The sequence below is a fragment of the Actinoallomurus sp. CA-150999 genome (genome assembly GCF_050942425.1).
Classification (GTDB): Bacteria; Actinomycetota; Actinomycetes; order Streptosporangiales; family Streptosporangiaceae; genus Actinoallomurus.
The window spans coordinates 10,925,896-10,948,891 of record NZ_CP192063.1 but is presented as its reverse complement, the minus strand read 5'-3'; the positions used below and the strand labels follow the sequence as shown (position 1 = coordinate 10,948,891).

The window sequence follows — 22,996 nt, the reverse complement described above, 5'->3', positions numbered from 1 at the left end:
GCGGCGGATCACCCACGCACCTTCACACGCAGATGCAGGTCCTTGCCGTCCGGGCCCTGCCCTGGCGCCCGCACCCAGGCCGCCGTCTTGATCCCGGCCGGCACCTCGAACCTGACCGCACGACCGCCGAGCGTGGCCGTCATCTCGCCACCGCGGAGCGCCGATTCCCCCGTCAGGTAGACAAGGTGGATCCGGCCGCGCCGGATCCTGACGATCACCGTTGCCGCCAGCCCTCCCCCCGCCACGATGTAGAAGAAGACGTGCCCAGCCGTCTTGCCACCCATATGGGCCACAGTGGCCCCCGCCACGAGGAAGAGCAGCCCGCCGACAAACCACGACACGTTCTGCATCGGCGCGCCCATGAACTCGTGCCGGTTGTGAAACACCCGGCCCTGCGGTGTGACCGTCGAGTTCAAATGAATGCCCACCAGGTAGTTGACGGCCGCACCCGCCAGGAAGCTCGCCACCGCCGCCACGACGATCGGCAGGCCGGTCAACGAGAGCACCCCGGCCAGGGGGAACGGGGCGGCGAACAGCATCCCGAAGCTCAGCCAGCCATGTCCTCGGTAAGAGATCATTGTCGCCATCGCGTGCACCTCTCCAGCCGCCCGGCAGTCGCCCCGGGTACCGTAGCGCGCTCACCAGCCAAATGAACAGAGGTGTCTATCAGTCCCGGGCGGATGTTCGGATCGCGGTGAACGTCTGCATATCGCCACGCCGCACGCCGGGCTTTACAGGAACCGGACACCACGCGGCAGCGGGTCCAGCGCTCTCCCGGGATACGTGTGGGATGGTTCGGCGCTCACACTGGGCAGGCCAGCGCCCAAGACAGCCGAGATCCGTACGCTCCCCCAGCCGTCAGCATGGGTTCGATCTCTCAGCGCCGAGGGCAGGGCGACCGGCCGACACGGTGCAGGTCGCGCTGACTGCTGTACAGCGCGGAAGTACAGCAACACCGCCACACAGCATCTGTCGCTGCCGTACGCCACCACACAGCCGGACAGGGCATGTCAGCGCCGACCATGGCTCTGCCGGTAGTTCGGGACGAAGAGGCCGAGCCGCGTTGCCGAATTGAGCCAGCCGATGACGAGTGGACCCTGGTTGAGCCGCATCTCCCGCTGGGGGCCTGTGGTCCGATCCCTGACCTGCGCGATCAGTTCAACGTGGTGATGTGGAGGTTCCGGACCGGCAGTCCCTGGCGGGACGTGCCCGAGCGCTACGGCCACTGGTCCACGATTTACGACCGGTTCGCGATATGGGCGCGTGAGGGGGTCTTCCAGAACCTGATGGAAGCGATCGCCGAGGCGGCGGCCCGGGGTGACGTCGAGTTGGACCTGGTCAGCGTGGATTCCACCGTCTCGCGTGCGCATCACCACGCCGCCGGGATGGTGGTGGCCCCCGAACTGCTTCAGGAGCTGGAGAAGGCCGTGGCGGCCGAAAAGAGGCTCCACCAAAGGGGCAAACCGGACCGGCGGACGGCCCCGTAGACGCGGCTGCCGGTGGTGGCCCCGGCCACGGCTCTGGCCGTGAGCAGCGCCGCCGGGTACGCAGGCGTCGCAAGGCCCGCTTGAAGGCCGCGCAGCTGGCCGGTCCCGGGGCGGGCTGACCAGCAAGATCCACCTGTCCGCCGACCGGCGCTGCCGCCCGCTGTCGCTGGTGCCAACCCCCGGCCAAGCCGCCGACAGTCCCCGCTTCATCCCCGTCATGGACAAGATCAAAAGGTGCGAGGCCCGGCCGGGCGTCCTCGCGCCCGGCCGGCCGCGGCCGTCGGCGATAAGGCCTATTCCTCCCGCGCCAACCGCGCCTACCTGCGCCGACCTCATATCAAGGCGGTGATCCCAGAAGAACCGACCAGGCCGCTAACCGCAAGAAGAAGGGACGCTCCGGCGGCCGCCCACTCAGCCACGACACCGCGCTTTACAAGGAACGCAACACCGTCGAACGCTGCATCAACAAGTTCAAGGAATGGAGAGGACCGGCCACGACAAGACACCCCACAGCTACCTGGCAGGGCTCCGCCTACGCGGATCCATCATCTGGCTACGCAGCCTGCCAGCCCTCCCATGATCCGAACTCCCGACAGGCCCTAGAACCCCTTTGTCGCCAGGCTCTGAGACGATCGCGCACACGGCGTCGGGTGTACATGGTCAAATAGACAACTATGTCTTCTCCGTTGCTGTCAGGTGATCCCCTCCGTCTGGGCCGGTATGAGCTGACCGGGCGTCTGGGTGAGGGCGGGCAGGGCGTGGTGTACGCGGGGCGTGGGCCGGATGGTGCGCTGGTCGCGGTGAAGCTGCTGCAAGCCAAGATGGCCGGTGATGCCAGGGCGCGGGAGCGGTTCGTGCGGGAGCTGGCGTTGGCGGAGAGGGTCGCCGACTTCTGCACGGCCAAGGTGCTGGATGCCGACGTGGACGGTGATCAGCCCTACATCGTGAGCGAGTTCGTGGAGGGCCTGTCACTGCAGGAGCTGGTGGGGGTCGAAGGGCCGCGCGGCGGGGCGGACCTTCAGCGGCTGGCGATCGGCACGGTGACCGCGCTGGCGGCCATTCATCAGGCGGGGGTGATGCACCGCGACTTCAAGCCGCCGAACGTGCTGATGGCGAAGGACGGCCCGCGGGTCATCGACTTCGGCATCGCCAGGGCGCTTGAGGGCATCTCCACCATGACCAGCCAGGTGGTGGGGACTCCGGCGTACATGGCGCCCGAGCAGATACAGGGGCTGGAGCCGGGTCCGTGGACGGACATGTTCGCCTGGGGGGCGACGATCCTGTTCGCCGCTACCGGCCGCACTCCGTTCGGCGCCGACACCGTCCCGGCGGTCATGCATCGGATCCTGCACGTCGACGCGGACGTCAGCGCGCTCGAGCCTCCGCTGGCGGGGCTGGTCACCGCCTGCCTGGCCAAGGACCCCGCCCGCCGGCCGACCGCACCGCAGGCCCTGCTCACCCTGCTGGGCCTGGGCGCGGCGGAGGAGGCGGGGGGTCCCGAGGCCATCCTGGCGGCCGGTGCGACGGCCGTCGAGCGAGGCCTCCCCCTCCAGCCTCCGCCGACCGTACCGGCGGCGGACCTCCAGCGAGGTGCCCCGTTCGTCACACCGGCCGTCGGGATGAACGCGCCGCCCGGCCATCCCCATGGGGGAGGTCCCTACGGCCAGGTAGGTGCTCCGCCATGGGCCGTTCCACCGGCGCGGGTACCGGCACGGGCGCGGGGGCTGGGCGTGCCGTGGCTGGCGGCGGTCGCGGTCGCCCTCGGTACTTTCGCCACTGCGTTCAACGTCACCGCAGTCCAACGGAACCTGGGCCAGATCTCGCTCAGCACCGACCTTTTCGCCCAGGACTCAACGCTCCTCTTCTGGTCGTTCAACGCCTACACACTGGCGCTGCTGGCAGTGGTGCTGCCCGCGGGGTGGCTGGCGGACCGGGTCGGGCGGAAGATCAGTTTCCTCGTCGGTCTCGGGCTGTTCGTGCCCAGCACGGTGCTGGCCGGGATGGCTCAGGGCGGTCTCATGTTCCTGGCCGGGCAGACAGGCCGGGGCGCGGCGGCGGGCATCGTACTGGCCAGCGGCCTGGGCGTGCTGCGCGAGATGTTCCCCGGCCGCAAGCTGGCCTGGCCACTGGCTCTGGTGGGCGCCGCCCTGACGGTCGCCACCGTGGCCGGGCCGGCATTCGTCTACCTCTTCGGCGCGTTCCAGCGCTTGGCGTACGGCGACGCCTGGCGGTGGCTGTTCCTCACCCCGGCGCCGCTGGCCGTCCTGGTCCTCGTCCTGGCCCTGATCGGAATGCGAGAGATCCGCCGTCAGCCGCCACCGGCCCGCCGGCTGGACCTGCCGGCCATCGCCCTGCTGTCAGGAACGCTCACCGCAGGGATGCTCGGGATTGACGGCAGCACCGTCTACAGCTGGACTCACCCGTTGACGGTCACCGCATTGACCGCCGCGGCCCTGCTGGGCGTCGGGGCAGTCGCCGTCACCAGAGCGACAGGCGGCGACGCGGCCGCTTCGCCCCTGCTGCCGGCCTCCGCCCTGACGACCGCTGCCGCCACCACTCTAGGCGTCTTCGGCGTGGCCGGATTCCTTGCCGTCTTCCCTTACAGCGTCATTCCTTATTCGCCTTTTGGAAATAACCTGTCGACGTACTGCTGGCCGATCGCCGTCGGCGCCGTCGCCGTCGTCGCCGCCGTCGCCGCGGCTGCTGCCGCCAGCACACCGCTGGTCGCCCGCTTGCGGGGACGCGGAGTGCTGGCCATCGGCGCCGTACTGGCCGGAATCGCCGATCTTCTCGTCGCCAGGCCCTGGTCAGGCCACTTCACCTACTTCGTCCCTCGGCCGATGGCGGCGGTGCTGGCCGCCGTGGCGGGGGTGGCGTTGACGTTCATCACGATCGGTGGCGCCACAGAGCTCCTGAACCGACCGGCCGCAGGCCTGTCGGCTCTTTCCGGCGGTATCCAGCAGGCCTCCTACCTTCTGGGCAGCGCGCTGTCGGCGCAGGTCCTCGGCCACCTTGCGGCAAACCGCATCGCCACCCGCCTCAAGGCACTCAACGGCAGCGACTTGCCAGCCGAGTTCTGGACCAAGCTCTACCAGGAAGGTTGGCAACTCCCCATCATCATCGCCGCCGCCGTGGCCCTCGCGGGCGGTGCGCTGGCACTCATCAGCAAATCCCGCGCACCCGCCGACACCAGCGCCCCACCCACCCGGTCCTAGCTAGCTGATGCCTCGCCAACTCGGCAGACGCGCATCGCATGTCCGGTACCTCCTGACTTGACACATCCTGGAATCCAGCAGCGCGGTCGGAGAAGGCAGTCTCCAGTGGCAAACGGCGTCTACCACGTCGGACTCGGCATCGTGCTGGACCTCAGCGAACCCGACCTTGGCCATCCCGGCCCGCCTGGCCTGTGGGAGGAACTGCGCAATGACCGCCGCCCGGTCCCCGAACGCGGGCTCCAATGCCTCCAATGCCGAAACGACCGGCCGGACTGCCCCGAGTGGATGTTCCTGACCGAACCCGTCGGCCGCCGGTTCGCTCCCCGGCGGAGCCGGCAGATCGGGGCAAAGACACTCGTCGCCGAGGTCGGGGTTCGTTTGAGCCAGACCCCACCAGGAACGCCTGCCCTTAAGACTCACTGTGTTGGATGGATGCCTCGTTGCCTGGGAAGGTGAGGGGCTATGGCACCCTCGAGGAAGTACGCCCCTGAGCTGCGTGAACGCGCAGTCCGGATGGTCTTTGAACTACGTGAGTAGACCGGTGAGAAGACCGGCACGATCGCCCAGAGCCCTCGCCGTCTCGCTCATCACCGGCCGTGACGCATTACTCGGGTTCGATGTCCTGAGCCCACGGCGGGAGCGGACGCCCCTGCCGCAGGAAAGTCTTCAGCGTGATCCGCGACCGCGGGATATCTGGTTTAACGTCGTTCAGCCACCCGGAGACACTGCCCCACTTGTTGTGCGGCTTCCCATCGTCGTCGAACGTCCATACCGGCGGATCATCGAGATTGAGGTCCGCACCGTCGAGGACATAAAATGTCCCTTCATCGACGGCGATCACCAATATGCCTGCCGGATCGCGGATTTCGTGGCCGTCATCGCGAAGGACCGTGAGTGCCCGCGCTTTCGCCTCCGCGTCCACTACTTCGACCCCGAAATCCATGAACTGCAGCCACAATCCGTGCCGTGCACCGAAGATCCGCAATGCCTCCCGGACCGATGGCGGCACTCGTTCGACCGCCTGCGCGGCCGCGAAACGATCGATGCCCGCGTCGCCCGCGCCCGCGACCGAATCCCGACGCAGCCCTGCCGCGAAAACCTCTTCGGCCAGTTCGTGAATCCGCTCGGCCGGGTGCTCCGCCGGTGGGGTCAGCGCCGCTCGGGAGACAATGGCATCCGCCCACTCCGGTGGTGTCTGGCCGTGCCTTTCGTATGCCCGCAATTCGTCGCGGAGGTCTTCGATCAACGGTCTCGTCCCAGACAGCCATGCCGACGTGCTGCTCCAGGCGCGAGCCGACTCATCGACCACAATCGCCCAGATCGGTGGGTCATCGCGGTCGAGATCGGCACCGTCGACGGCGTTGTAGGCATAGCCCTGACGCATGGCCAGCACCAGCATTCCCGCCGGATCGGCCATTCCCTCCGGTGGTCGCAATTGTTCCAGAGCCTGGATCACATACTGTTTAACATTCGCATCAATCCCGCAGTGCACACCGAAATCGGTGGGCGGAAACCATAGCCCGGGCCGTTCACCGAGCATCCGGAACGTCTCGCGCACAGCGACGGGCACCCGCGTGACACCCTGCTCCGCCGCATAGCGGTCGATTTCCTTATCTGAGGCGCCGGAGAACGATTCACGTCGCATTCCCTCTGCGACAACCCCGTCGACGAGGGACCTGATCCGGTTTCGCGCAGCCGTCGATTCGTTCATCGAGGGTAGGTCCTCCTGCGTAAGTCTATTCTGGGGTACACCCGTATATGGTTGAGACCGAAGGCATCTAGGCGCATGTCCGGGAATATTCGCTGGTACATATCCATTAGCCTATTCGCCTATTATAGTCCGGTGGTGGGAGCCACGGTGGGAGCCACCAGGGCGAACGACCTTGACGCCGGTCGTACGAGTCCGGACGGCCGAAGCGTCGTTTGCCGAGCGTGCGGACTGATCTGAACGACTCTGGAGAGCGGTTGGGTACTACCAGCTACATTGGCCAGCCACCACCAGAGCCCTGGCCACCAGCCACCATTCAACCTGGCCACCTATCACGCAAAGTGAAGTTCAGGCGGGCCGTGTCGAGGTGCGCAGGTGCTCGGCGAGCGCGTAGAAGACGAAGAAGTTTGGGATCTGGCTCACTTCGGTACGGATGAGGGCCAGCCATTTGCCCGCCACACGCAGTGACACCTCACCCCTTTTGACCTTGATCTGCTCGACGTCCGACCACGGCACCGACTTGCCTGCGGCCGTCACTGCCTGGCCGTCGACCTCGATCGGGCCGAAGGTCATCGAGGCGCCCCCCGCCACGGTCTCCAACGCAACGGGCAACTGGGCGCGGGTGATGCCGTCCTGGATCTCCCGGCCCCACTTCTCGGGGTTGACCAGGCCGCCAAACAGCGTGAGCGTTGTCCCGTCTGAACCGGTCAGCTGGTATCGGTAGGTCGTGCGCACCAGGACACCGTTCTGCCGGTGTTCCACGATCCGCTGCAGGACCGAGGCGGTGCGCCAGGGAAGGATACGGACGCGTCCCTGACCGCCGATGAACACCAGACCGCGCTCGAAGGTGGCCGCGCACTTTCCCGCGTTCCTTCTGTTCATGCTGATGCCCGGCAGGATACGCACCGCGAAGATAGCCGCGATCACCAGCAGTACGACGGCGAGGAAAGTGGCCTCGACCAGCAATGCCAGTCCCGCCACCGCGAACACACCGGCGATGCCCCCGGCGATCCAGAACCGGGTCGCGGGCAATACCACCCCGGATACACCCCCCCCACAGCACGCCGAGCCCCTCGTCGTCGCCAATCCTCCTGACCCGCTCTGAGACCTCCGCATACACCTCGACGTCCACCGTGCTACACGCCTCTTATCTGCCCAACAAAAAAGAAAGAAAAGTCAACCACGACCTTCGTGCCCTCGTTCCGGTCGCGCGGCGGCGGCGCCGTTCAGTTCCCGCCGGGTGGCACCAACGAGGGCCAGGGAGCGGGGTTGTTGCCCGGTCCCTCTCCATTGAAGCTCGTGTCGCAGAGCTTCCAGGAACCGTCGCGCCGGTCGGAGTTCAGGTGTAGTTGCTCTGTTGCGCTTCGCCAGGGGATACCTCCGGACTCGGCAGAGACCCCGCCATTGATGGTGACGATAACGGTGACCGTCGCGGTGCTGCCGTGCTGGGTGACGGAAACGAGGGTCAGCTGGGGGTGATACTCGATGGCGTAGAGCGAGCCCACGTTGACGGAGAAATCAGTTGAGTATGCCTTGCAGACCGTAGCTCCTGCCGCTAGAGAAAGGTCGTGGCCGTTTTTGTCGACGGGGGGGTGGTCGCGGCTCGCTTTGGCCGAGGCGGCGTTGTACGCCGCGATGAATGCGTTGGCGTTGCCTTTCGGACCGGTGTCGTTTTCACTGGTGAGGAGTACCCCGGCGGTGATGGCTCCGCCGATCAGGACGGTTGCGCCTACGGCGGCGCCGATGATCAGGCGGGTCTTGTTTCGGCCGCCCGGTGGCGGTGGGGGAGGTGCCATCGCGGGTCCGGGTTGCGGCGGGCCGTATCCCGGCGGATAGGCAGGTCCGCCCGGCGGTGGGTATCCGGGCGCAACGCCTTGCGAACGGCCTTGCGGCGGATCACCCTGCCGGGGACCGAGCGGACCACCTTGTGGATATCCGGATGGACCATGCTGCGGAGGACCGGGCGGATATCCCGGCGGTCCCTGCGGTGAACCCATCATGGCCTCCAAGCCGAGGGCCGGGTCGTGGAGCTTCCCATCTTTGGCTCGCCCTCTGATGGGCCGCGCTATGTATAAGGCCCGCAAATATACAGCGGTGTCTTTTTGGGATCAAGGTGACGGGCCGATGGCCTCGACGGGGATGATCGGGCCCACGTCGATGTCGGGCTGTGGGATGCGAAAACCCGGTTCTGAGGTTCTGACCTGCGGTTCCTCCCGCTGGGCTATGCGGTGTTCCGGTACTCGCTGATCAGGCCGTCAACGACCCGGCGTCGCTTGAGCCAGACGTGACCATCGGCGGGAGCTGCTGGCAGCGATTTGGGCGGACGCAGGTCTCGTGCTCGGTGTGGGCGGTGGGTGTTGTGGTGGCGCTTATAGGCGGTGAGTACCCGGCGGAGATGATGTTCGTTGTAGATCAGGAGCCGGTCGGTGCATTCGCGCCGGACGGTGCCGACCCACCGTTCGGCGATTGCGTTCGCCTTAATACCGCTGCGCGTACCAGGTCGGTGGCTCGCCGAACATGCTCTTGAAGTCGCGGATGAAGTGGCCCTGGTCGGCGTAGCCGAGGTCCGCCGCCAGCGCGGCCCAGTCGATCGCCCCGCCGGCGGCCATGCGTGCGGTCACCTCGTGCAGGCGGTAGCGACGGATCACCCACTTGGGCCCGATGCCGACGTACTCCGCGAACAGCCGTTGTAGCCCCCGCATGCTCAGCCCCAGCTCGCCGGCGAGGCGTTCGACCCTGGTCACGGTCTTGTCCTTGGCGATCAGCTCGACCGCGGCCACCGCCTGGCGCACCCGGGGGTCATCGTCCGGCAGGTGTTTCAGCAGGAACGCATCCACGGTCGGCACGTCGAGCGTCGTGGGCAGGTCCGGGCCGAACACCTCGGTCGCCGGGACGACGCGGTCGGTGATCGTCGAGACGGAGGCACCGAGGAACGGGCGGAAGCAGCCCGGCCGGAACGCGACGCCGAAGACGTGGTCACGGCCCTCGAGGACCTTGATCTGGCAACCGCTGCACACGCCGTTGACGTCCGCGCGGCCGCCGCCGAACGACAGGTGCACGTTCGGGTACGGCACGATCTTCTGCCGGTAGGGCTCGGCGTAGTCCCAGCGAGCCTCCCAGTAATGATCCACCCATGGCGCGAGCGCCGGCGACGGGCCGTGGAACGCGTGGCGCTGATACCTGGTCCACACACTCCGCAGCTCACGAACGTCCCGCCCCACACGGCAGAGTGTATGTCGCCTTTGTTCAATACCCCTCCGGCCCGCGCCGCCTAGCGTCGCCGCCATGTCACATCTGACCAACGCGGCCGAGGCCATGGCCGCGGTCGCCCGCACCATCACCGACGACCAGCTCGCCAACAAGACTCCGTGCGCGGAGTACGACGTGCGGGCACTGGTCAACCACCTCCTGTTCTGGGGCCCGTCGCTCGCCGGCGCCGGCCGCAAGGAGTCCGTTCCGCAGCCGGCGGTTGCCGAGTCCGATGTGGACCTGGCGGCCGGCGACTGGCGCGGCCGCCTGCTCGCCCTGCTGGACGACATCACGTCGTCGTGGGCGCCGCCGAGCGCCTGGGAGGGCGAGACGAGCATGGGCACGCCGCACATGCTGCCCGCGCCCGTCATGGGCGACATGATCGTCGGCGAGCTGGCCGTACACGGCTGGGACCTGGCGGTCGCGACCGGGCAGCGGCTGGAACTGCCCGCCGACCTGCTGGCGCATCTGCACGACACGGTGTTCGCCGGCGTGGAGCAGGGGCGGGAGATGGGCATGTACGGACCGGAGGTCGCGGTGCCGGCCGACGCACCCACCTTGGACCGCATCCTCGGCCTAACCGGCCGTGATCCCGCCTGGGCGTAGTCTCCGAACCTCGAACCGGAGGCCGTAGTGTTCGGCGTGCCTGGCGGCGAGCTCTACCGAGCACAATCCCTTGACAAACATAGAAGCGTCAGAAGGTCGCTGCGGGAATCGGGCTGACTTGCGCACGAGAGACTTGCTAACGCTGGTGCTAACAACCGCCTTGGACGATCTTGGACGGGTCTGGACCGTTTGGCCGACGAACGGCAGGTCACGGGACGAGGCTGGATGGCTGTGGACATGCGTAGCCTGACTCGTAATGAATAGGTCATCGGTTCGATTCCGATGGGCGGCTCCCAACTTTGCCCGGTCGTGCCCGGCGTCCACGCGGTCGCCGTCGTGGCGGCGGCGTTGGCGACGACGGTGCTCCCACTCGCGTGGTTTCCTTCCGTGCCATCGGCGTGGTGATCCGCCGACCGCGCCCTTACGCTCGCTGAGCATCCGCTCATGCCGATGAGCGGGCGCGTGGCCGGCGAATCCGTCCCGTCCGCTGGCCTGTCACGTCAATCTGCGGCCAGGCGGAACACGGGCCAGCCGATCTCGGTTCGCCAGGCACGAGGATCCGGATCGTCGTGTGGTCCGACGAGGTACGTTTCGTGGACGGGACCGTCCACGGCGAGGGCGTGTTCGACAACCCAGGCGCCGAGCCGGCCGTACGTGACGTCGATGTCGTCGTGGGGTCCGAAATGGACAGCGACGGCAAGTTCGACGGGCGGGAGGTCGACGGGTGTCACTCGCCCTCGGGCGGGCGGTTCGGCGACCGGACGGTAGACCAGCACCGCTCCTTGGCCGCCGGTGAACAGCTCGTTGGCGTAGCGCCCACCCGGCGGCCCGAGCGGCGGCAGGCCGGTGATCGCGGCGTCGAGTTCGGCCATGGCCTCCGCGTACCATGACAGCACCTCGCCGTGGTCGACGAACCCCTTGACCGCGGCGACCGTTCTGGCGGCCACTGAGCGCAGTTCGACGTTCAGTAGGCCCTCGTCGGGACGGAGCAGTTGGCGCAGCGAGGTCACGGCGGCTCGCGTGCGGGCCAGCTCGGCCTCCAACCGCCGCAGGTGCCCGCCGACCAGGTCGGCGCGTTCCTCGGTGTCCTCGGTGGCGAGGATCTTGGCCACATCGGACAGCGGCACGTCGAGGTGACGCAGCCGGTGGATGACCTGTGCGGTGGGGATCTGCTCGCCGGTGTAGTAGCGATAACCGCTGACGGGGTCGACAGACGCGGGCTCTAGCAGCCCGGACTCGTGGTAGCGGCGCAGGGTCCGCACGCTCAGGTGCGTCAATTGCGCGAACTCGCCGATCGTCAGTCCACGGGACATACCCCCACTCTGCACCCTCACAGGACGGTGCGCTTGACCCTCTCCCTGCGGGAGGCCGCAGCCTGAGCGCGCGACACCACGATGCAGGAAGGACCGTGACATGAGTGAAGCGATCGATACCCGCCGGCTGCCCGAGGTGATCACCGACTACCTGGCTGCCCACCAGGCCCGTGACCTGGACCCGGCTCTCGCCTACTACACCGAGGACGCCATCGCGGTGGATGAGGGCCACACCTACCGCGGTAGGCGCGAGATCCGCGACTGGTTGGCACGTGCCGGCGGTGAGTACACCTACACCATGAAACTCGTCGCGGCCCAGCGCATCGACGACGACCATTACGTGGCCGTGCACCACCTCGAGGGTGACTTCCCCGGTGGCGTCGTCGACCTGCGATTCCGGTTCACCCTGCGTGACGGCCACGTCGCCCAGTTGGTCATCGAGCCCTGACAGCGGAGACCTCACGATGATCACACTCGGTAGGTACGGAGCCTGGCTCAACCCGGTATACGACGATCCGAGCCGAATCGGCTACGCCGTCGAGGCCGAGGCGCTGGGATACGGCGCAGTGTGGCTCGGCCTCGGTCAGCGTGACGAGAGCGACCTGCGGCTGGTGGAGCAGGTCCTGGCCGCGACGCGGCACGTCGTCGTGGCAACCGCGATCGTCAACATGTGGACCAACGACCCGACCACGCTCGCCGAGTCCTACAGCCGCCTGGAGGCTCGCTATCCCGACCGTCTCCTGCTGGGCATCGGACTCGGCCACCCGGAATCGATCACCGGCTACCGTTCGCCGTACCAGCGCATGGAATCGTTCCTCGACGTCCTTGACGCCGAAGGACTTCCCAGCGACCGTCGCGTCCTCGCCGCCCTCGGGCCGCGAACGCTGTGCCTCGCCGCCGACCGCGCCGCCGGAAGCCACCCCTACCTGACCGTGCCCACCCACACCCGGGCAGCCCGTCGCCTGCTCGGCCCGGGCCCGCTGCTCGCCCCCGAGCACACAGTGGTCGTCGACACGGACCCGGCCGAGGCCCGCCGGCGTGGCCGCGACTTCGTCAGTGATCCCTACCTGCGACGCTCCAACTACGTCAACAACCTACTGCGGCACGGCTACGACAAGATCGACGTCGCAGGCGACGGGAGCGATCGGCTGATCGACGACCTGGTTCTCCACGGCACAGCCGAGACGATCGCCGTCGGACTGGCCGGCCACCTCGACGCCGGCGCCGACCATGTCGCCATCCAGGTCCTGTCCCGACCGGGTGAAGGGCCGATGCTGGGACTACGAACCCTCGCCAGTCGACTGATCTTGTGAAGCAGCCCGCGCGTCGCCATGCTGGACGAAACCCGCGAGTCGGATTTCGGTCTGCGACTGCTGCAGGTGTGCTTCCCGATTTATGACCTCGCCGAGATTCTCCGTCGACTAGAACGCCATGAAGCCGGTGATCTCGTCGCGGCTGCTCTTGCGGACTGGACGACCGTGGGTCGGCCACGCCGCACTGCCATTTGAACCGATCGACCCGGACGACAGTGCCTGATCCATTGGAGATCGACGGTTACCGTCGTGATGTCGCCTGCGTCGAGAGCTTCGACTATGCGGACAGCGTGTTCGACGGGTGGTTCGCAACCGGGAGGAACGGGCGCAGCCGCCTTACCGGTCCTCGACCGATGGCGCATACGGGCCGATGAGTCCGACGAGCATGGGCTCGTCGAGTGTGTCCGGGGTGAGCACCACGCCGGTGATCTCGTAGGCGACAGCGAACGCCCATGCGATCGAGCTGGTGTAAGTGTGCTGCCCTGCTGCTGGGTCCAAAGACAACTCAACCTCGTTCATGAGCTCGTTGAGACGGTCAGGGTCAGTGCCCCAGCGAAAGTCCGGCTGGTGCGGAGTGAAGCCGGTAACGACCTGGCCGTCGACCGCGTAGGCGAAACCATGCTCGGCATAGTCGTGCCGCCCGACGGCCACCACCTCGCACTGCCGAGAAAGCCCGACCAGGGGCTCGCTCAGGACGGCCTGCCAGCCCTGCGGCTCGAGAGCCACGCTCCAGTCACCGGCTTGGAGGACCCCGATGTACCCGCCGCCGAATCCGCCGCCGGTGTCTTCGACGAACTCTCCGACTGCCTCATTGAGCTCCCCGAATTTCATTAATTGCCCGGAGGATTCCTCAGCTCCGAATCGGCGCAACACCTCGCCAGGGCCGAGTCGATGGAAGAACGCGACGCAGAATATCTGGCCCATCCGGCTCCCGCTCGCTTCCAGCCACCGGAACGGGGCGAGGGGATCGGGTGTCGCATCTCCCTTGATCGTCATCTGGAGAGACTACTCCTCTCCGCCACCATCGCCACGCACGCCTACACTCACCGTAGAAGCCGGTTGTGCGACCAACAGCCCAGCCCGCAACTGCCCAGCTCACGTCTCCCTTGGTCAGTGCGCTGTCTCAAACGTGGTCTCATTCAGGTGTGCGTCAGCCGGGATCCGTACCTGTCCGCCGAGGTACGCCACTTGTCGACTGAGTGGGCCGGACGTACTTCAGTGGACGTTGCCGCACTATTCGTAATCAAATCCGACCCCCACCTGACCGGCCAAGCCATCAAAGAACTGAGCGCAGGCACCCAAGAGCCGCAGGAAGGTCATTCGGCCCCGCTCCACGCTGTACGAGTCTCCCGACCGCGTCCAACGCGAGCGGCGCGTTGTACAGCGCCTGGAAAGTCAGCAGCGACCCAAACGCCTGCTGGAGCTCCTGGACGGGTTTTTAGAATGGAGATTTCTTTTATCGAGAACGCAGTATCACCACACTGTGATCCTCTCTCCAGGATCACGTTGTTCAGGTGGTCCGTGTACCGGTGAGGGTTCCGGAGGCCAGGACATGTCCCGCGAGAGCTGAAGGCACGGCTTGCATGCCGGCGACCTTGGTGAAGTCGATGTCGGTGTCGAGGGCATAGAGGTGGAAGCGATAGTGGTGCGTGCCGTGGCCGGGAAGCGGCCGCGGGCCGAGGTACTTGGCCTGGCGGCGGCGGTTGGGCAGGAATTGGAAGCGCGGGTCATCGGGCGTCAGCGCACCTTCCGGAAGGCCGCCTTCGATCGGCGCGAAGGTGGCGATCGTGTGGATGCCGGGCACCGCGCCGGGGCTGTCGAGATCTTCGAGCACGAAGACCAGACCCTTCGTCCCCTCAGGCAGAGCACTCCACATGAGGGCGGGAGAGATGTCGTCGCCGATGAACTGCCCGCAGTGCTTGGCGGGTACGACCTGCCCGTCACCGAAGGCGGGAGAAGTCAGGGCGATGCGATTCCCAGTCGCGAGCTCTGGAGTGTTGGCGATGCTCGCGGCCTCGTCCGGACGCCGGTTGCGCAGCAGCCAGCCGACGGGAAGGAGAAGGGCTTCTACGGGGTGCATGATGTTCCTGTTCAAGAGTCTGCGATGCGGAGGAGAAGCGGGGCGACACGGGCGATGTCGTCGCGTTCGGCGGCCGTGAGTTCGGCGAGCCGGCCATTGAGCCAGTCCCGGCGGTGGCGCCGCGACGCCGCAGCCGCCGCCCTGCCTTCTTCGGTCAGGGTGAACAGGACTTTGCGGCGGTCCTCGGTCCCGCGGGACTTGGCGACGTAGACGAGCTGTTCGAGCTTGCGAACCGTCTGACTCATCGACCCGAGCGTGACCTTCGCGGCCTCGGCAAGGTCGCTCAGGCTCATCTGATCCTGCTTGTCGAGGACCATGAGTACGAGCAGCGCCGCATCAGAGACCTCCCCCTCCACCCGTTCGGAACGGAACCGGCTGTAGAGGCGCACGACCGCGCGCCGCAGCTCAGCACTGACCTCCTCGACGTCCTCACTCATGTCACACCTCCGAATGCTTAGTACACCATAGCATCTACTTAGTATTACTACGCAAATTGAAGGAGTTCGCCGACGCCGGAGCGATCCGCAGACGTCCGAGACCTCAATGCCTGCACCAGAGGCTCTCGTCGTTAGCCGGTTCGGTTCCCTCCGGCTGGGGCAGGCGGGGGGGACGGTCGTCGGTAGGGTGCCCGCGTGCGCGTTTCCCAGTACGCCTACTTCGCCTTGTCTTCAACGCAGATGTCAGCAACCGAGATCACCGCTCGGCTGCGTGTCGAGCCCGACGAGGTGACGATGCGCGGTAGTCGTATTGCCGATCCGCCTCGGCCTGTTGCACACACGTGGCGGGTGGTCTGCCGTACCGCCCGCCTCACCGTAGACGAGCAGATAGCGCGGATCGTGGACAGGTTGTTCGAGCACGCCGAACGTATCGGTGCGCTGGCCGCCGAGCTTGACCGGATGGATGGACAATCAGGCGCCAGCAGGCTGCAAGTCGTTCGGATATATGAGCATCCGAACGGCGAGGAAGAAGAGGACACCAATCGGGCTGAGGGTCTAGCGAAGCTTGCGGGACAACATCAGTTGCTGGGCTGGCATCTTGGCGCCAGGGCGCTGGAGTTCCTCCGGCTGACGCGAGCGCAACTGGATGTCGACGAGTACGCCTATGGATGACCCCCGACCTGTCCAGGAGTGATCTACAGCCACGTCTTCCCGGCGCGAAGCCGTCTGTCACATCGTCTCGCGCTGCGTGCCGTGGCGGTCCAACCAGCGGTTGGCATGCGCCGACGGGGCCACGCTCATTGATCGATAGAGCAGGCATGTCAGGAGTGAACCTGCGGCGATTACGGTGGGTCGAGAGTGAATCACAGCAGGAGGTCGGCATGCATGGGCTGGGAATTCGGCGGATGGGCGGGCCGGTGGAGTTGCTCGACCTGCCCGAGCCGCGCGCTCTCGCCGCGGACGAGGTGCTCATCAACGTGGCGGCCGCGGGCGTCGCCAACTGGGACGACATCGTCCGCGTCGGCGGCTGGGCCGTGGGTACCACGCCGCCGATGGCCCTGGGCGTCGAGGCTGCCGGCACGATCACGGCCGTGGGCGACGCGGTGACGGACTTCGGGCCAGGCGATGAGGTGATGACCCACCCACTGCCGCTGCGTGCGCAGGGCACCTGGGCGGAGCGGCTGATCGCGCCCGCGAATCTTCTCGCCGGCAAGCCGGCCACCGTCTCCTGGGCCGCCGCTGCGGCGTTCCCGGTACCGGCCCTTACGGCCGAGCAGGTGCTCACCGAGGCACTCGAGGCACACGCCGGACAGACCTTGCTCGTGCACGGTGCCGGCGGATTGACCGGTGGCATGCTCGTCCAGCTTGCCTCACTGGGTGGTCTGCGGGTGATCGCGACCGCCGGTCCGGGCAGCCGACACCGGGTCCGTGGTCTCGGCGCCGCGGAGGTGCTGGACTACCACGACAGCGACTGGCCGGCGCGGGTGCTGCGGCTGACCGATGGCCGTGGTGTCGCCGTGGCGGCGAACGCGGCACGCGGTGGCGCGGCGATGGCGCTGTCCACTGTGGCCGACGGCGGTCGGCTCGCAACGATCACGTCGGACGCACCGGCGGCGGAGCGTGGTATCGCGGTGTCCGAGGTGTACGTCCGCCCGGACGGTGGCCAGTTGGCCGCTCTCGCCGCTCTGCTCGGTGAGGGGCGGCTGACGGTGGCCGTTGCCGCGAGTTTTCCGTTGTCAGACGCCCCCGCCGCGCTGGCCAGGGCCGTCAGCGGTGCGAGCGGCGCTGCCGTTGTCGTGACCACATGAACAGGCGGTTCAGGCGTATCTGATCTTGGTCCATGGACAGGCGCGCCGCCGTGATCCGACTCTGCGAACATCCTCTTCTGCCGCGATGAGCGTTTCTCGCCGCGAGTCCATCCTCGACCTCTCTGTGACGAGTCGGCCGGGTCGCGTGGCCACCCGGCCGGCGCGACGCGCTTACACGGATCCATCGGACGCCAGGTGCGCTGGTACAAGTCGGGGCGCGTGCGGTGCGAGATCGGCTCCAGAAGTCCAAAAACCGCCCTTGTGGGATTAGGCCGTCGGGCTCTGTCGCCCAATCATCCGAGTGACGAGCATGGACTGCTTACCTCTGATTGCGGGTGCATCAACACGTCCGGTCATTCATTGCGTTCAGCCAGGTCATCCCGGGTTTGGTCCGAGGGGCTGTCGCCCGAGGCCGGGCGAGCGGCGCCGGAACCGGACCTGAAGTCCATGCGTCCTAATAGATATCCATTCATACGGGCGGAGGTCGCAGGATGGATATCGGTATCTCCGGTTCGTTCGTCTTAGGCGTCATCTCTTTCATCAGTGCGGCCGTCGCCGTCGTGTCCGTTGTGATCAGCCACCGGCAGAGTCGTGAACAGGCCCGCCAGACGAGGGTCGACGCCGACAACCTCGAGCTGAGCAGCGCCGCCTTCAACCTCGACGTGGACGGTCAGTTCACCGACGGCCTCCGCGAGGTGCTGAACCACTTCGTCGAACGACCCGAGCTGCGGCAGTACTTCACTGACGGGGTGAGCTGCCCGCCGGACGGCCCGATCGCGGTACGCGTCGGGACCATCGCCGAGATGCTCGGTGACGTTCTGGAGGTGGGTCTGAAGATCAGCCAGCGGACGATGTCGGCCGATGAGCAGATGATCCGAAGCGGCTACTGCCGCGACGTCCTGGAGACCTGCCCCACTCTGACGCGTCTGGTGGCCGAGCATCCCACGTGGTGGCCCGCGATCACCGCGTTGCATGACGCCCGGTCACGGGCCGATCAGGCGAAGTCGTAGCGTCGGAAGGCAGATCGCGCCCGAAATCAAAGAACGGGCTCACTGTTCGGGGTGGCCCTGGGCCGATCTCCGACCGAGTTAGGCGAGTTCAGCGCCCGACCAGGTCGTCAACCCTAATATCGGACAGATCTCGACATCAGCGGTTGTCATCGCGTACGTGGACCGCGCAGCGGCGTTGAACTGACACTCAGAATGTCTCATCCCCGCCTGAGAGGCATGTCGAATGCCCGAGCCCCTCGTCACTCCATCTCATGAGACCAGAGCACGTCTGCTGCGTGTGATCACCGCGCTCGCCACCGCGGCCTTCACCTTCGCCGCCGTCACGCTCGTGGTCGTCGCGATCGCGCACCCGGCGGCGTCGGCGACCAAGCATCGAGTGCTGTTCGACGACAGCAAGGCCGAGACGGCGGGCAACGCCGATTGGATCATCAGCACGAGCATTCCCGACCCGACGGCGCAGAACGCCTCGCCGTCAGTGGAGACGGACTGGACCGGCGCCATCTCGGCCTGGGGTGTGGCCCTGCAGAAGACCGGCAACTACACCCTCGACACTCTCGGCCCAGGCAAGACCATCACCTACGGCGACTCCTCCAACCCCCAGGACTTGTCGAACTTCGACGAGTTCGTGCTGCCCGAGCCCAACGTCCTGCTCAGCGCGGCCGAGAAGACGGCGGTGATGACGTTCGTCAAGAACGGCGGCGGGCTGTTCCTGATCTCCGACCACACCGGCAGCGACCGCAACAACGACGGTGCCGACTCGCCGAAGATCATTAACGATCTGATGACCAACAACACGGTCGACAGCACTGATCCGTTCGGATTCAGCGTCGATCTGCTCAACATCGCCAGCGGCTACCCGACCGCCATCGCTGACAGCACCAACCCGGTCCTGCACGGTCCGTACGGAACCGTGACCGCGGGCGCCCTCTACAACGGCACCACCGTGACCCTGCACCCGGCGGACAACGCAGCCGTCAAAGGCCTGCTCTACCTGACGACCGCGACGCCCGGCGGGAACACCGGGGCCTTCTTCGCCACCAGCACCTTCGGCAGTGGCCGGGTCGCCATCTGGGGTGACAGTTCCGACATCGACGACGGCACCGGCCAGTCCGGCAACACCCTGTACAACGGCTGGAACGACGCCAAGGCGACCGACGCGCAGCTCGGCTTGAACGCCACCGAGTGGCTCGCCGGCGCCGGCGGCACCGGCACTCCGCCCCCCTCATGCACCGCGGCGCAACTGCTCACCAACCCCGGTTTCGAGTCCGGCTCCGGCGTCGGCTGGACGGCCACCTCGGGCGTCATCAACACCTCATCCAGCGAGCCGCCCCGTACCGGCTCCTATGACGCCTGGCTCAACGGCTACGGAACGGCCAACACCGACACGCTCTCCCAGACCGTGACCGTGCCGGCGACCTGCTCGACCGCCTCACTCAGTTTCTGGCTGCACATCGACACGGCCGAGACATCGACCTCGACCGCCTATGACACCTTGAAGGTCCAGGTGCTCAACAGTTCGGGCACCGTGCTGTCGACCCTGGCGACCTTCTCCAACCTCAACGCCGCCACCGGCTACCAGCAGCACAGCTACAGTCTCGCCGCCTACGCGGGCCAGGCCGTCACATTGAAGTTGACTGGAACCGAGGGATCGCAGCTACAGACTTCGTTCGTCCTCGACGACACCGCGCTGAACGTCTCCTGACCCGCCTCCGCTCGTCGGTACCCGCGTCCCGGTGGCAGGCCGGCCGGGACGCGGTCCACCCCAGGCTTCTCCCAGTCGCGCCGTCACCGTGCCCGGATGCCGTTGAGGATGAGTGAGATGACCTCCACGGACTCCGCTTCGACCTCGGGGGAGCGCCACTCCGCAGCGTGCGTCGGATCGTGGAAGCGGCTGGTCGCGTTGAGGATGGCTCGCGCGATCACCTCGGGCTCACCGGCTGCGAAGTCGCCGCCGGCGATGCCGTCGACCACGATGGCGCGGATCTGGGTGAGCAGGAAGGTGACATGGGCGGAGGAGACGGTGCTGTGCTCAGCCGCCAGAACCCGGAAGGTGGCGAAGAGCTCCGGGTCCTCCCTCGCCTTCGCCCATTTCGTGGCGAACACGGTGGTGAGCAGGCCACGTAGCCGGTCGGGTGGGGCCAGCTCGGAATCCTGAACCGCCGCGGCGAAGTCCTCTCGCACCCGGTCGAGCCAGCGTCGTATCACGGCCTCGCGCAGCGCCGCCTTGGAAGGAAAATGCCGGTACACGCTGCCGTGGCTCACCCCCAGCAGCCGCGCGACATCGAGCACCGTGGCCTTTTCCGGGCCGTGGCGGCGCAGCACCTCCTCGGCGGCCGACACAATCGTCTCCGCGTCGAGTGGCTCCGCGCGCATCAGATCTCCTTGTCGAGCTGGTACGAGGCCGGCGCTTCAAGGCCCAGCCTCCACGGCGGAGAACGTACGTCGACCAGCTGACAGACGTCAAACGCTGTCAGCCGGTCACCTACATTCAGATGACAACTATTGATATCTGTCATCTCCAGTTTGTACGGTGTGATCCTTGAACTTGCGATCGCCGACCGAGGAGACGCTCCCATCAGCACCGCTACTGCTTCGTTCGCCGGCCGCACCGTGTCCCGGGTCGGCTACGGCGCGGCCCAGCTCGACCGCCTGCATGACCGCCGCGGCGAGGCCGTCGCGCTGTTGCGCCGCGCGGTCGAGCTGGGCGTGAATCACGTGGACACCGCCGAGTTCTATGGCTTCGGTTTCGCCAACGCCGTGATCCGCGAAGCCCTACGGCCGGAAGACGGCGTTCTCGTCGTCACCAAGGTCGGTGCCGACCCCGACCCGGGTGGGCGGCTGCCGCTGCGGGCCGCGCAGCGGCCCGAGCAGCTGCGGGCCAGCGTCGAGGACAACCTGCGCAGCCTCGGCGTCGACCGGCTCCCCGTGGTCAACCTCCGGCGCCTCGACTCCGGCCCCGGGATGCGTCCCGAGGGCGACCAGGTGGTCGACCTCGACGACCAGCTCGAGGTCATGGCCGCCCTGCGCGACGAGGGCAAGATCGGCGCGATCGGGCTGAGCAGCGTCACGCTCGACGGCCTGCGCCGTGCCCTGCCGGCCGGCATCGTCTGCGTGCAGAACGCGTACAGCCTTGTCTCCCGTGCCGACGAGGACATGCTGCGGCTGTGCGCGGCCGAGGGCATCGCGTGGGTGCCGTTCTTCCCACTCGGCGGGGCCTTTCCGGGGCTGCCCAAGGTCGCCGAGGAGCCGGCCGTCCACGCGGTGGCCGAGTCGCTGGGCGTCACGTCCTCCCAGGTCGGTCTCGCCTGGCTGCTGCACCACGCCCCGCACGTGCTGCTCATTCCCGGCACCGCCGACCCCGCCCACCTGGAGGCCAACATGGCGGTCGGCGAGCTCACCTTCGACGACGCCACCCGCGCCACCCTCGAGTCCCGCTCCAACGAATTCCCCATCGGCTGAACGGGGAGGCGACAGGACGGGCACGGGGATGGACGCCCTGCTCTGCCTAAGCACCAGCATTAAGGATGGATCATGAAGGCGATCATCTACCGCGACAACGGCGGCCCCGACGTTCTTCAGCTCGTCGACCGTGACCTGCCCGTGCCCGGTCCCGGCGAGGTTCGCGTCCGGGTTGCCGTGTCCGGGGTCAACCCGACCGACTGGCAGGCCCGCGCCGGCGCCGCCGGCCCCAAGCGGTTCCCGGAGGTCACTCCGCACCTGGACGGCGCCGGTGTGATCGATGCCGTCGGTGAGGGGGTCGGCCAGAGCCGGGTCGGTCAGCGGGTCTGGCTGTTCATGGCCACCGCCGGGCGGCCCACCGGCACTGCTGCGGAGTTCACCGTCGTGCCCGCCGAGCAGGCCGTGCCGCTGCCCGACGAGGCCGGTTTCGACGTCGGCGCCTCACTCGGCGTCCCTGCGCTTACCGCGCACCGCGCGCTCACCGTCGCCGAGGACGGGCCGCGTCGTCTGCGGCCCGGCGCGCTCGACGGCAGGGTGGTGCTCGCCGCGGGTGGGGCCGGGGCGGTCGGGCACGCGGTGATCCAGCTCGCTCGATGGGCCGGCGCCACCGTGATCAGTACGATCAGCGGCCCGGAGAAGGCTCGGCTGGCCACCGCCGCCGGTGCCGACCACGTGATCAACTATCGCGAGGGCGATCCGGCCGCCGAGATCCGCAAGATCGCCCCGGACGGCGTCGACATCGTCGCCGAGGTGGCGCTCGGTGCGAACCTCGCACTGGACCTCGCCGTGCTGCGGACGCGCGGCACGATCTCGACCTACGCCAACGACGGCGGCAAGCCGGTCGAACTGAACGTGCTGCAGAACATGGTGCTGAACACACGCTTGCAGTTCCTGGTGCTCTACACGGCCGGTTCTGAGGCGCGCGCCGTAGCCGCCGAGGACGTCGCCGCCGCGGTCCGCGACGGCGCCCTGCCGGTCGGCGAGCGGCACGGCCTGCCGCTGGTCCGCTTTCCGCTCGACCGAACCGCCGACGCACACCGGGCCGTGGAGGGCGGCACGGTCGGCAAGGTCCTGGTGGATGTCACTCGATGACATTCGAGCAAAGCGCCGTAGCCGCCATCGACACGCCGCGGCCGTCCTCGGGGACCCGACCCGGATCCTCGTGGTTCCGGCCGCGACATCATCCGGCCTGACGGAGCACGTACGGCGCGCCTTCACAATGCATGCGCTTTGCCGATCACCGGATGTTCCGGCGCGTAGCCCGTTTCCGTCCCTTCGGCCGGGGTTGTGGATGGGGGCCGGTGCCGGGAC

At 67.4% G+C, this 22,996-nt stretch carries 22 protein-coding genes and 1 pseudogene; 12 read left to right on the top strand and 11 right to left on the bottom strand.

Annotated features, from left to right (window positions below; genetic code table 11):
- Positions 1-8 precede the first annotated feature (8 nt).
- Positions 9-587: a hypothetical protein gene (locus tag ACQP2O_RS50675; protein WP_433177221.1), complete on the bottom strand. Its 579-nt coding sequence runs from the start codon at positions 585-587 to the stop codon at positions 9-11.
- 483 nt (positions 588-1,070) lie between these two features.
- Between ACQP2O_RS50675 and ACQP2O_RS50670 the strand changes: the two are divergent.
- Both ACQP2O_RS50670 and ACQP2O_RS50665 read left to right on the top strand, forming a co-directional pair.
- Positions 1,071-2,067: pseudogene (locus tag ACQP2O_RS50670) on the top strand (transposase).
- Between the two features lie 94 nt (positions 2,068-2,161).
- Complete coding sequence (locus tag ACQP2O_RS50665) at positions 2,162-4,702, top strand: MFS transporter (protein WP_433177219.1); 2,541 nt, start codon at positions 2,162-2,164, stop codon at positions 4,700-4,702.
- Between the two features lie 604 nt (positions 4,703-5,306).
- Here ACQP2O_RS50665 and ACQP2O_RS50660 read toward each other — a convergent pair.
- The 5 genes from ACQP2O_RS50660 to ACQP2O_RS50640 all read right to left on the bottom strand — a co-directional run bounded on the left by ACQP2O_RS50660 (position 5,307) and on the right by ACQP2O_RS50640 (position 9,631).
- Entirely contained in the window at positions 5,307-6,413 is a 1,107-nt protein-coding gene (locus tag ACQP2O_RS50660) for a hypothetical protein (RefSeq protein WP_433177217.1), read from the bottom strand.
- A gap of 345 nt (positions 6,414-6,758) precedes the next feature.
- A complete protein-coding gene (locus ACQP2O_RS50655; protein ID WP_433177215.1) occupies positions 6,759-7,448 on the bottom strand; it encodes a DUF6585 family protein in 690 nt (229 codons plus the stop codon).
- Between the two features lie 188 nt (positions 7,449-7,636).
- Complete coding sequence (locus ACQP2O_RS50650) at positions 7,637-8,206, bottom strand: hypothetical protein (RefSeq protein WP_433177213.1); 570 nt, start codon at positions 8,204-8,206, stop codon at positions 7,637-7,639.
- A 425-nt stretch (positions 8,207-8,631) separates the two neighbouring features.
- Positions 8,632-8,877, bottom strand: coding sequence for an integrase core domain-containing protein (locus tag ACQP2O_RS50645; protein ID WP_433191445.1), 246 nt, complete (start codon positions 8,875-8,877; stop codon positions 8,632-8,634).
- Between the two features lie 10 nt (positions 8,878-8,887).
- Positions 8,888-9,631, bottom strand: a complete 744-nt coding sequence (locus ACQP2O_RS50640) for an AraC family transcriptional regulator (protein ID WP_433177211.1) — start codon at positions 9,629-9,631, stop codon at positions 8,888-8,890.
- A 64-nt stretch (positions 9,632-9,695) separates the two neighbouring features.
- Between ACQP2O_RS50640 and ACQP2O_RS50635 the strand changes: the two genes are divergently transcribed.
- Positions 9,696-10,265: a TIGR03086 family metal-binding protein gene (locus ACQP2O_RS50635; RefSeq protein ID WP_433177210.1), complete on the top strand. Its 570-nt coding sequence runs from the start codon at positions 9,696-9,698 to the stop codon at positions 10,263-10,265.
- Positions 10,266-10,765: 500 nt separating this feature from the next.
- Here ACQP2O_RS50635 and ACQP2O_RS50630 read toward each other — a convergent pair whose 3' ends face one another.
- The gene (locus tag ACQP2O_RS50630; protein ID WP_433177208.1) at positions 10,766-11,578 is read right to left on the bottom strand and encodes a MerR family transcriptional regulator; all 813 of its coding nucleotides are present in this window, start codon (positions 11,576-11,578) and stop codon (positions 10,766-10,768) included.
- 100 nt (positions 11,579-11,678) lie between these two features.
- Between ACQP2O_RS50630 and ACQP2O_RS50625 the strand changes: the two genes are divergently transcribed.
- Genes ACQP2O_RS50625 through ACQP2O_RS50615 form a run of 3 tightly spaced genes read left to right on the top strand, consistent with a single transcriptional unit; the run spans position 11,679 to position 13,086 of the window.
- A complete protein-coding gene (locus ACQP2O_RS50625; protein WP_433177206.1) occupies positions 11,679-12,026 on the top strand; it encodes a nuclear transport factor 2 family protein in 348 nt (115 codons plus the stop codon).
- A 16-nt stretch (positions 12,027-12,042) separates the two neighbouring features.
- Positions 12,043-12,891: an LLM class F420-dependent oxidoreductase gene (locus ACQP2O_RS50620; protein WP_433177204.1), complete on the top strand. Its 849-nt coding sequence runs from the start codon at positions 12,043-12,045 to the stop codon at positions 12,889-12,891.
- Between the two features lie 18 nt (positions 12,892-12,909).
- Entirely contained in the window at positions 12,910-13,086 is a 177-nt protein-coding gene (locus tag ACQP2O_RS50615; RefSeq protein ID WP_433177202.1) for a hypothetical protein, read from the top strand.
- 141 nt (positions 13,087-13,227) lie between these two features.
- Here the strand turns inward: ACQP2O_RS50615 and ACQP2O_RS50610 are convergent, their stop codons facing one another.
- The 3 genes from ACQP2O_RS50610 to ACQP2O_RS50600 all read right to left on the bottom strand — a co-directional run bounded on the left by ACQP2O_RS50610 (position 13,228) and on the right by ACQP2O_RS50600 (position 15,408).
- Positions 13,228-13,887, bottom strand: a complete 660-nt coding sequence (locus ACQP2O_RS50610) for a DUF6461 domain-containing protein (protein WP_433177200.1) — start codon at positions 13,885-13,887, stop codon at positions 13,228-13,230.
- A 514-nt stretch (positions 13,888-14,401) separates the two neighbouring features.
- Positions 14,402-14,971 (bottom strand): YbhB/YbcL family Raf kinase inhibitor-like protein, encoded by a 570-nt coding sequence (locus ACQP2O_RS50605; protein ID WP_433177198.1) that lies wholly within the window; start codon positions 14,969-14,971, stop codon positions 14,402-14,404.
- A gap of 11 nt (positions 14,972-14,982) precedes the next feature.
- Positions 14,983-15,408, bottom strand: coding sequence for a MarR family winged helix-turn-helix transcriptional regulator (locus tag ACQP2O_RS50600; protein WP_433177196.1), 426 nt, complete (start codon positions 15,406-15,408; stop codon positions 14,983-14,985).
- Positions 15,409-15,603: 195 nt separating this feature from the next.
- On the opposite strand from ACQP2O_RS50600, the gene ACQP2O_RS50595 reads away from it, so the two are divergent.
- The 4 genes from ACQP2O_RS50595 to ACQP2O_RS50580 all read left to right on the top strand — a co-directional run bounded on the left by ACQP2O_RS50595 (position 15,604) and on the right by ACQP2O_RS50580 (position 19,928).
- Entirely contained in the window at positions 15,604-16,080 is a 477-nt protein-coding gene (locus tag ACQP2O_RS50595) for a DUF4279 domain-containing protein (RefSeq protein ID WP_433177194.1), read from the top strand.
- 209 nt (positions 16,081-16,289) lie between these two features.
- Positions 16,290-17,216: an NADP-dependent oxidoreductase gene (locus tag ACQP2O_RS50590; protein ID WP_433177192.1), complete on the top strand. Its 927-nt coding sequence runs from the start codon at positions 16,290-16,292 to the stop codon at positions 17,214-17,216.
- Positions 17,217-17,707: 491 nt separating this feature from the next.
- Positions 17,708-18,226 carry a hypothetical protein gene (locus ACQP2O_RS50585; protein WP_433177191.1) on the top strand — a complete coding sequence of 173 codons (519 nt, stop codon included), beginning with the start codon at positions 17,708-17,710 and terminating at the stop codon, positions 18,224-18,226.
- Between the two features lie 223 nt (positions 18,227-18,449).
- On the top strand, positions 18,450-19,928 hold the full coding sequence (locus ACQP2O_RS50580; RefSeq protein ID WP_433177189.1) for a hypothetical protein: 1,479 nt from the start codon (positions 18,450-18,452) through the stop codon (positions 19,926-19,928).
- Positions 19,929-20,011: 83 nt separating this feature from the next.
- On the opposite strand, the gene ACQP2O_RS50575 is transcribed toward ACQP2O_RS50580, so the two are convergent.
- Positions 20,012-20,599 carry a TetR family transcriptional regulator gene (locus tag ACQP2O_RS50575; protein WP_433177187.1) on the bottom strand — a complete coding sequence of 196 codons (588 nt, stop codon included), beginning with the start codon at positions 20,597-20,599 and terminating at the stop codon, positions 20,012-20,014.
- A gap of 159 nt (positions 20,600-20,758) precedes the next feature.
- Here ACQP2O_RS50575 and ACQP2O_RS50570 point away from each other — a divergent pair, with 159 nt between their 5' ends.
- Positions 20,759-21,685: an aldo/keto reductase gene (locus tag ACQP2O_RS50570; protein ID WP_433177185.1), complete on the top strand. Its 927-nt coding sequence runs from the start codon at positions 20,759-20,761 to the stop codon at positions 21,683-21,685.
- A 72-nt stretch (positions 21,686-21,757) separates the two neighbouring features.
- Positions 21,758-22,777, top strand: coding sequence for an NADPH:quinone reductase (locus ACQP2O_RS50565; RefSeq protein WP_433177183.1), 1,020 nt, complete (start codon positions 21,758-21,760; stop codon positions 22,775-22,777).
- Positions 22,778-22,996: the final 219 nt, after the last annotated feature.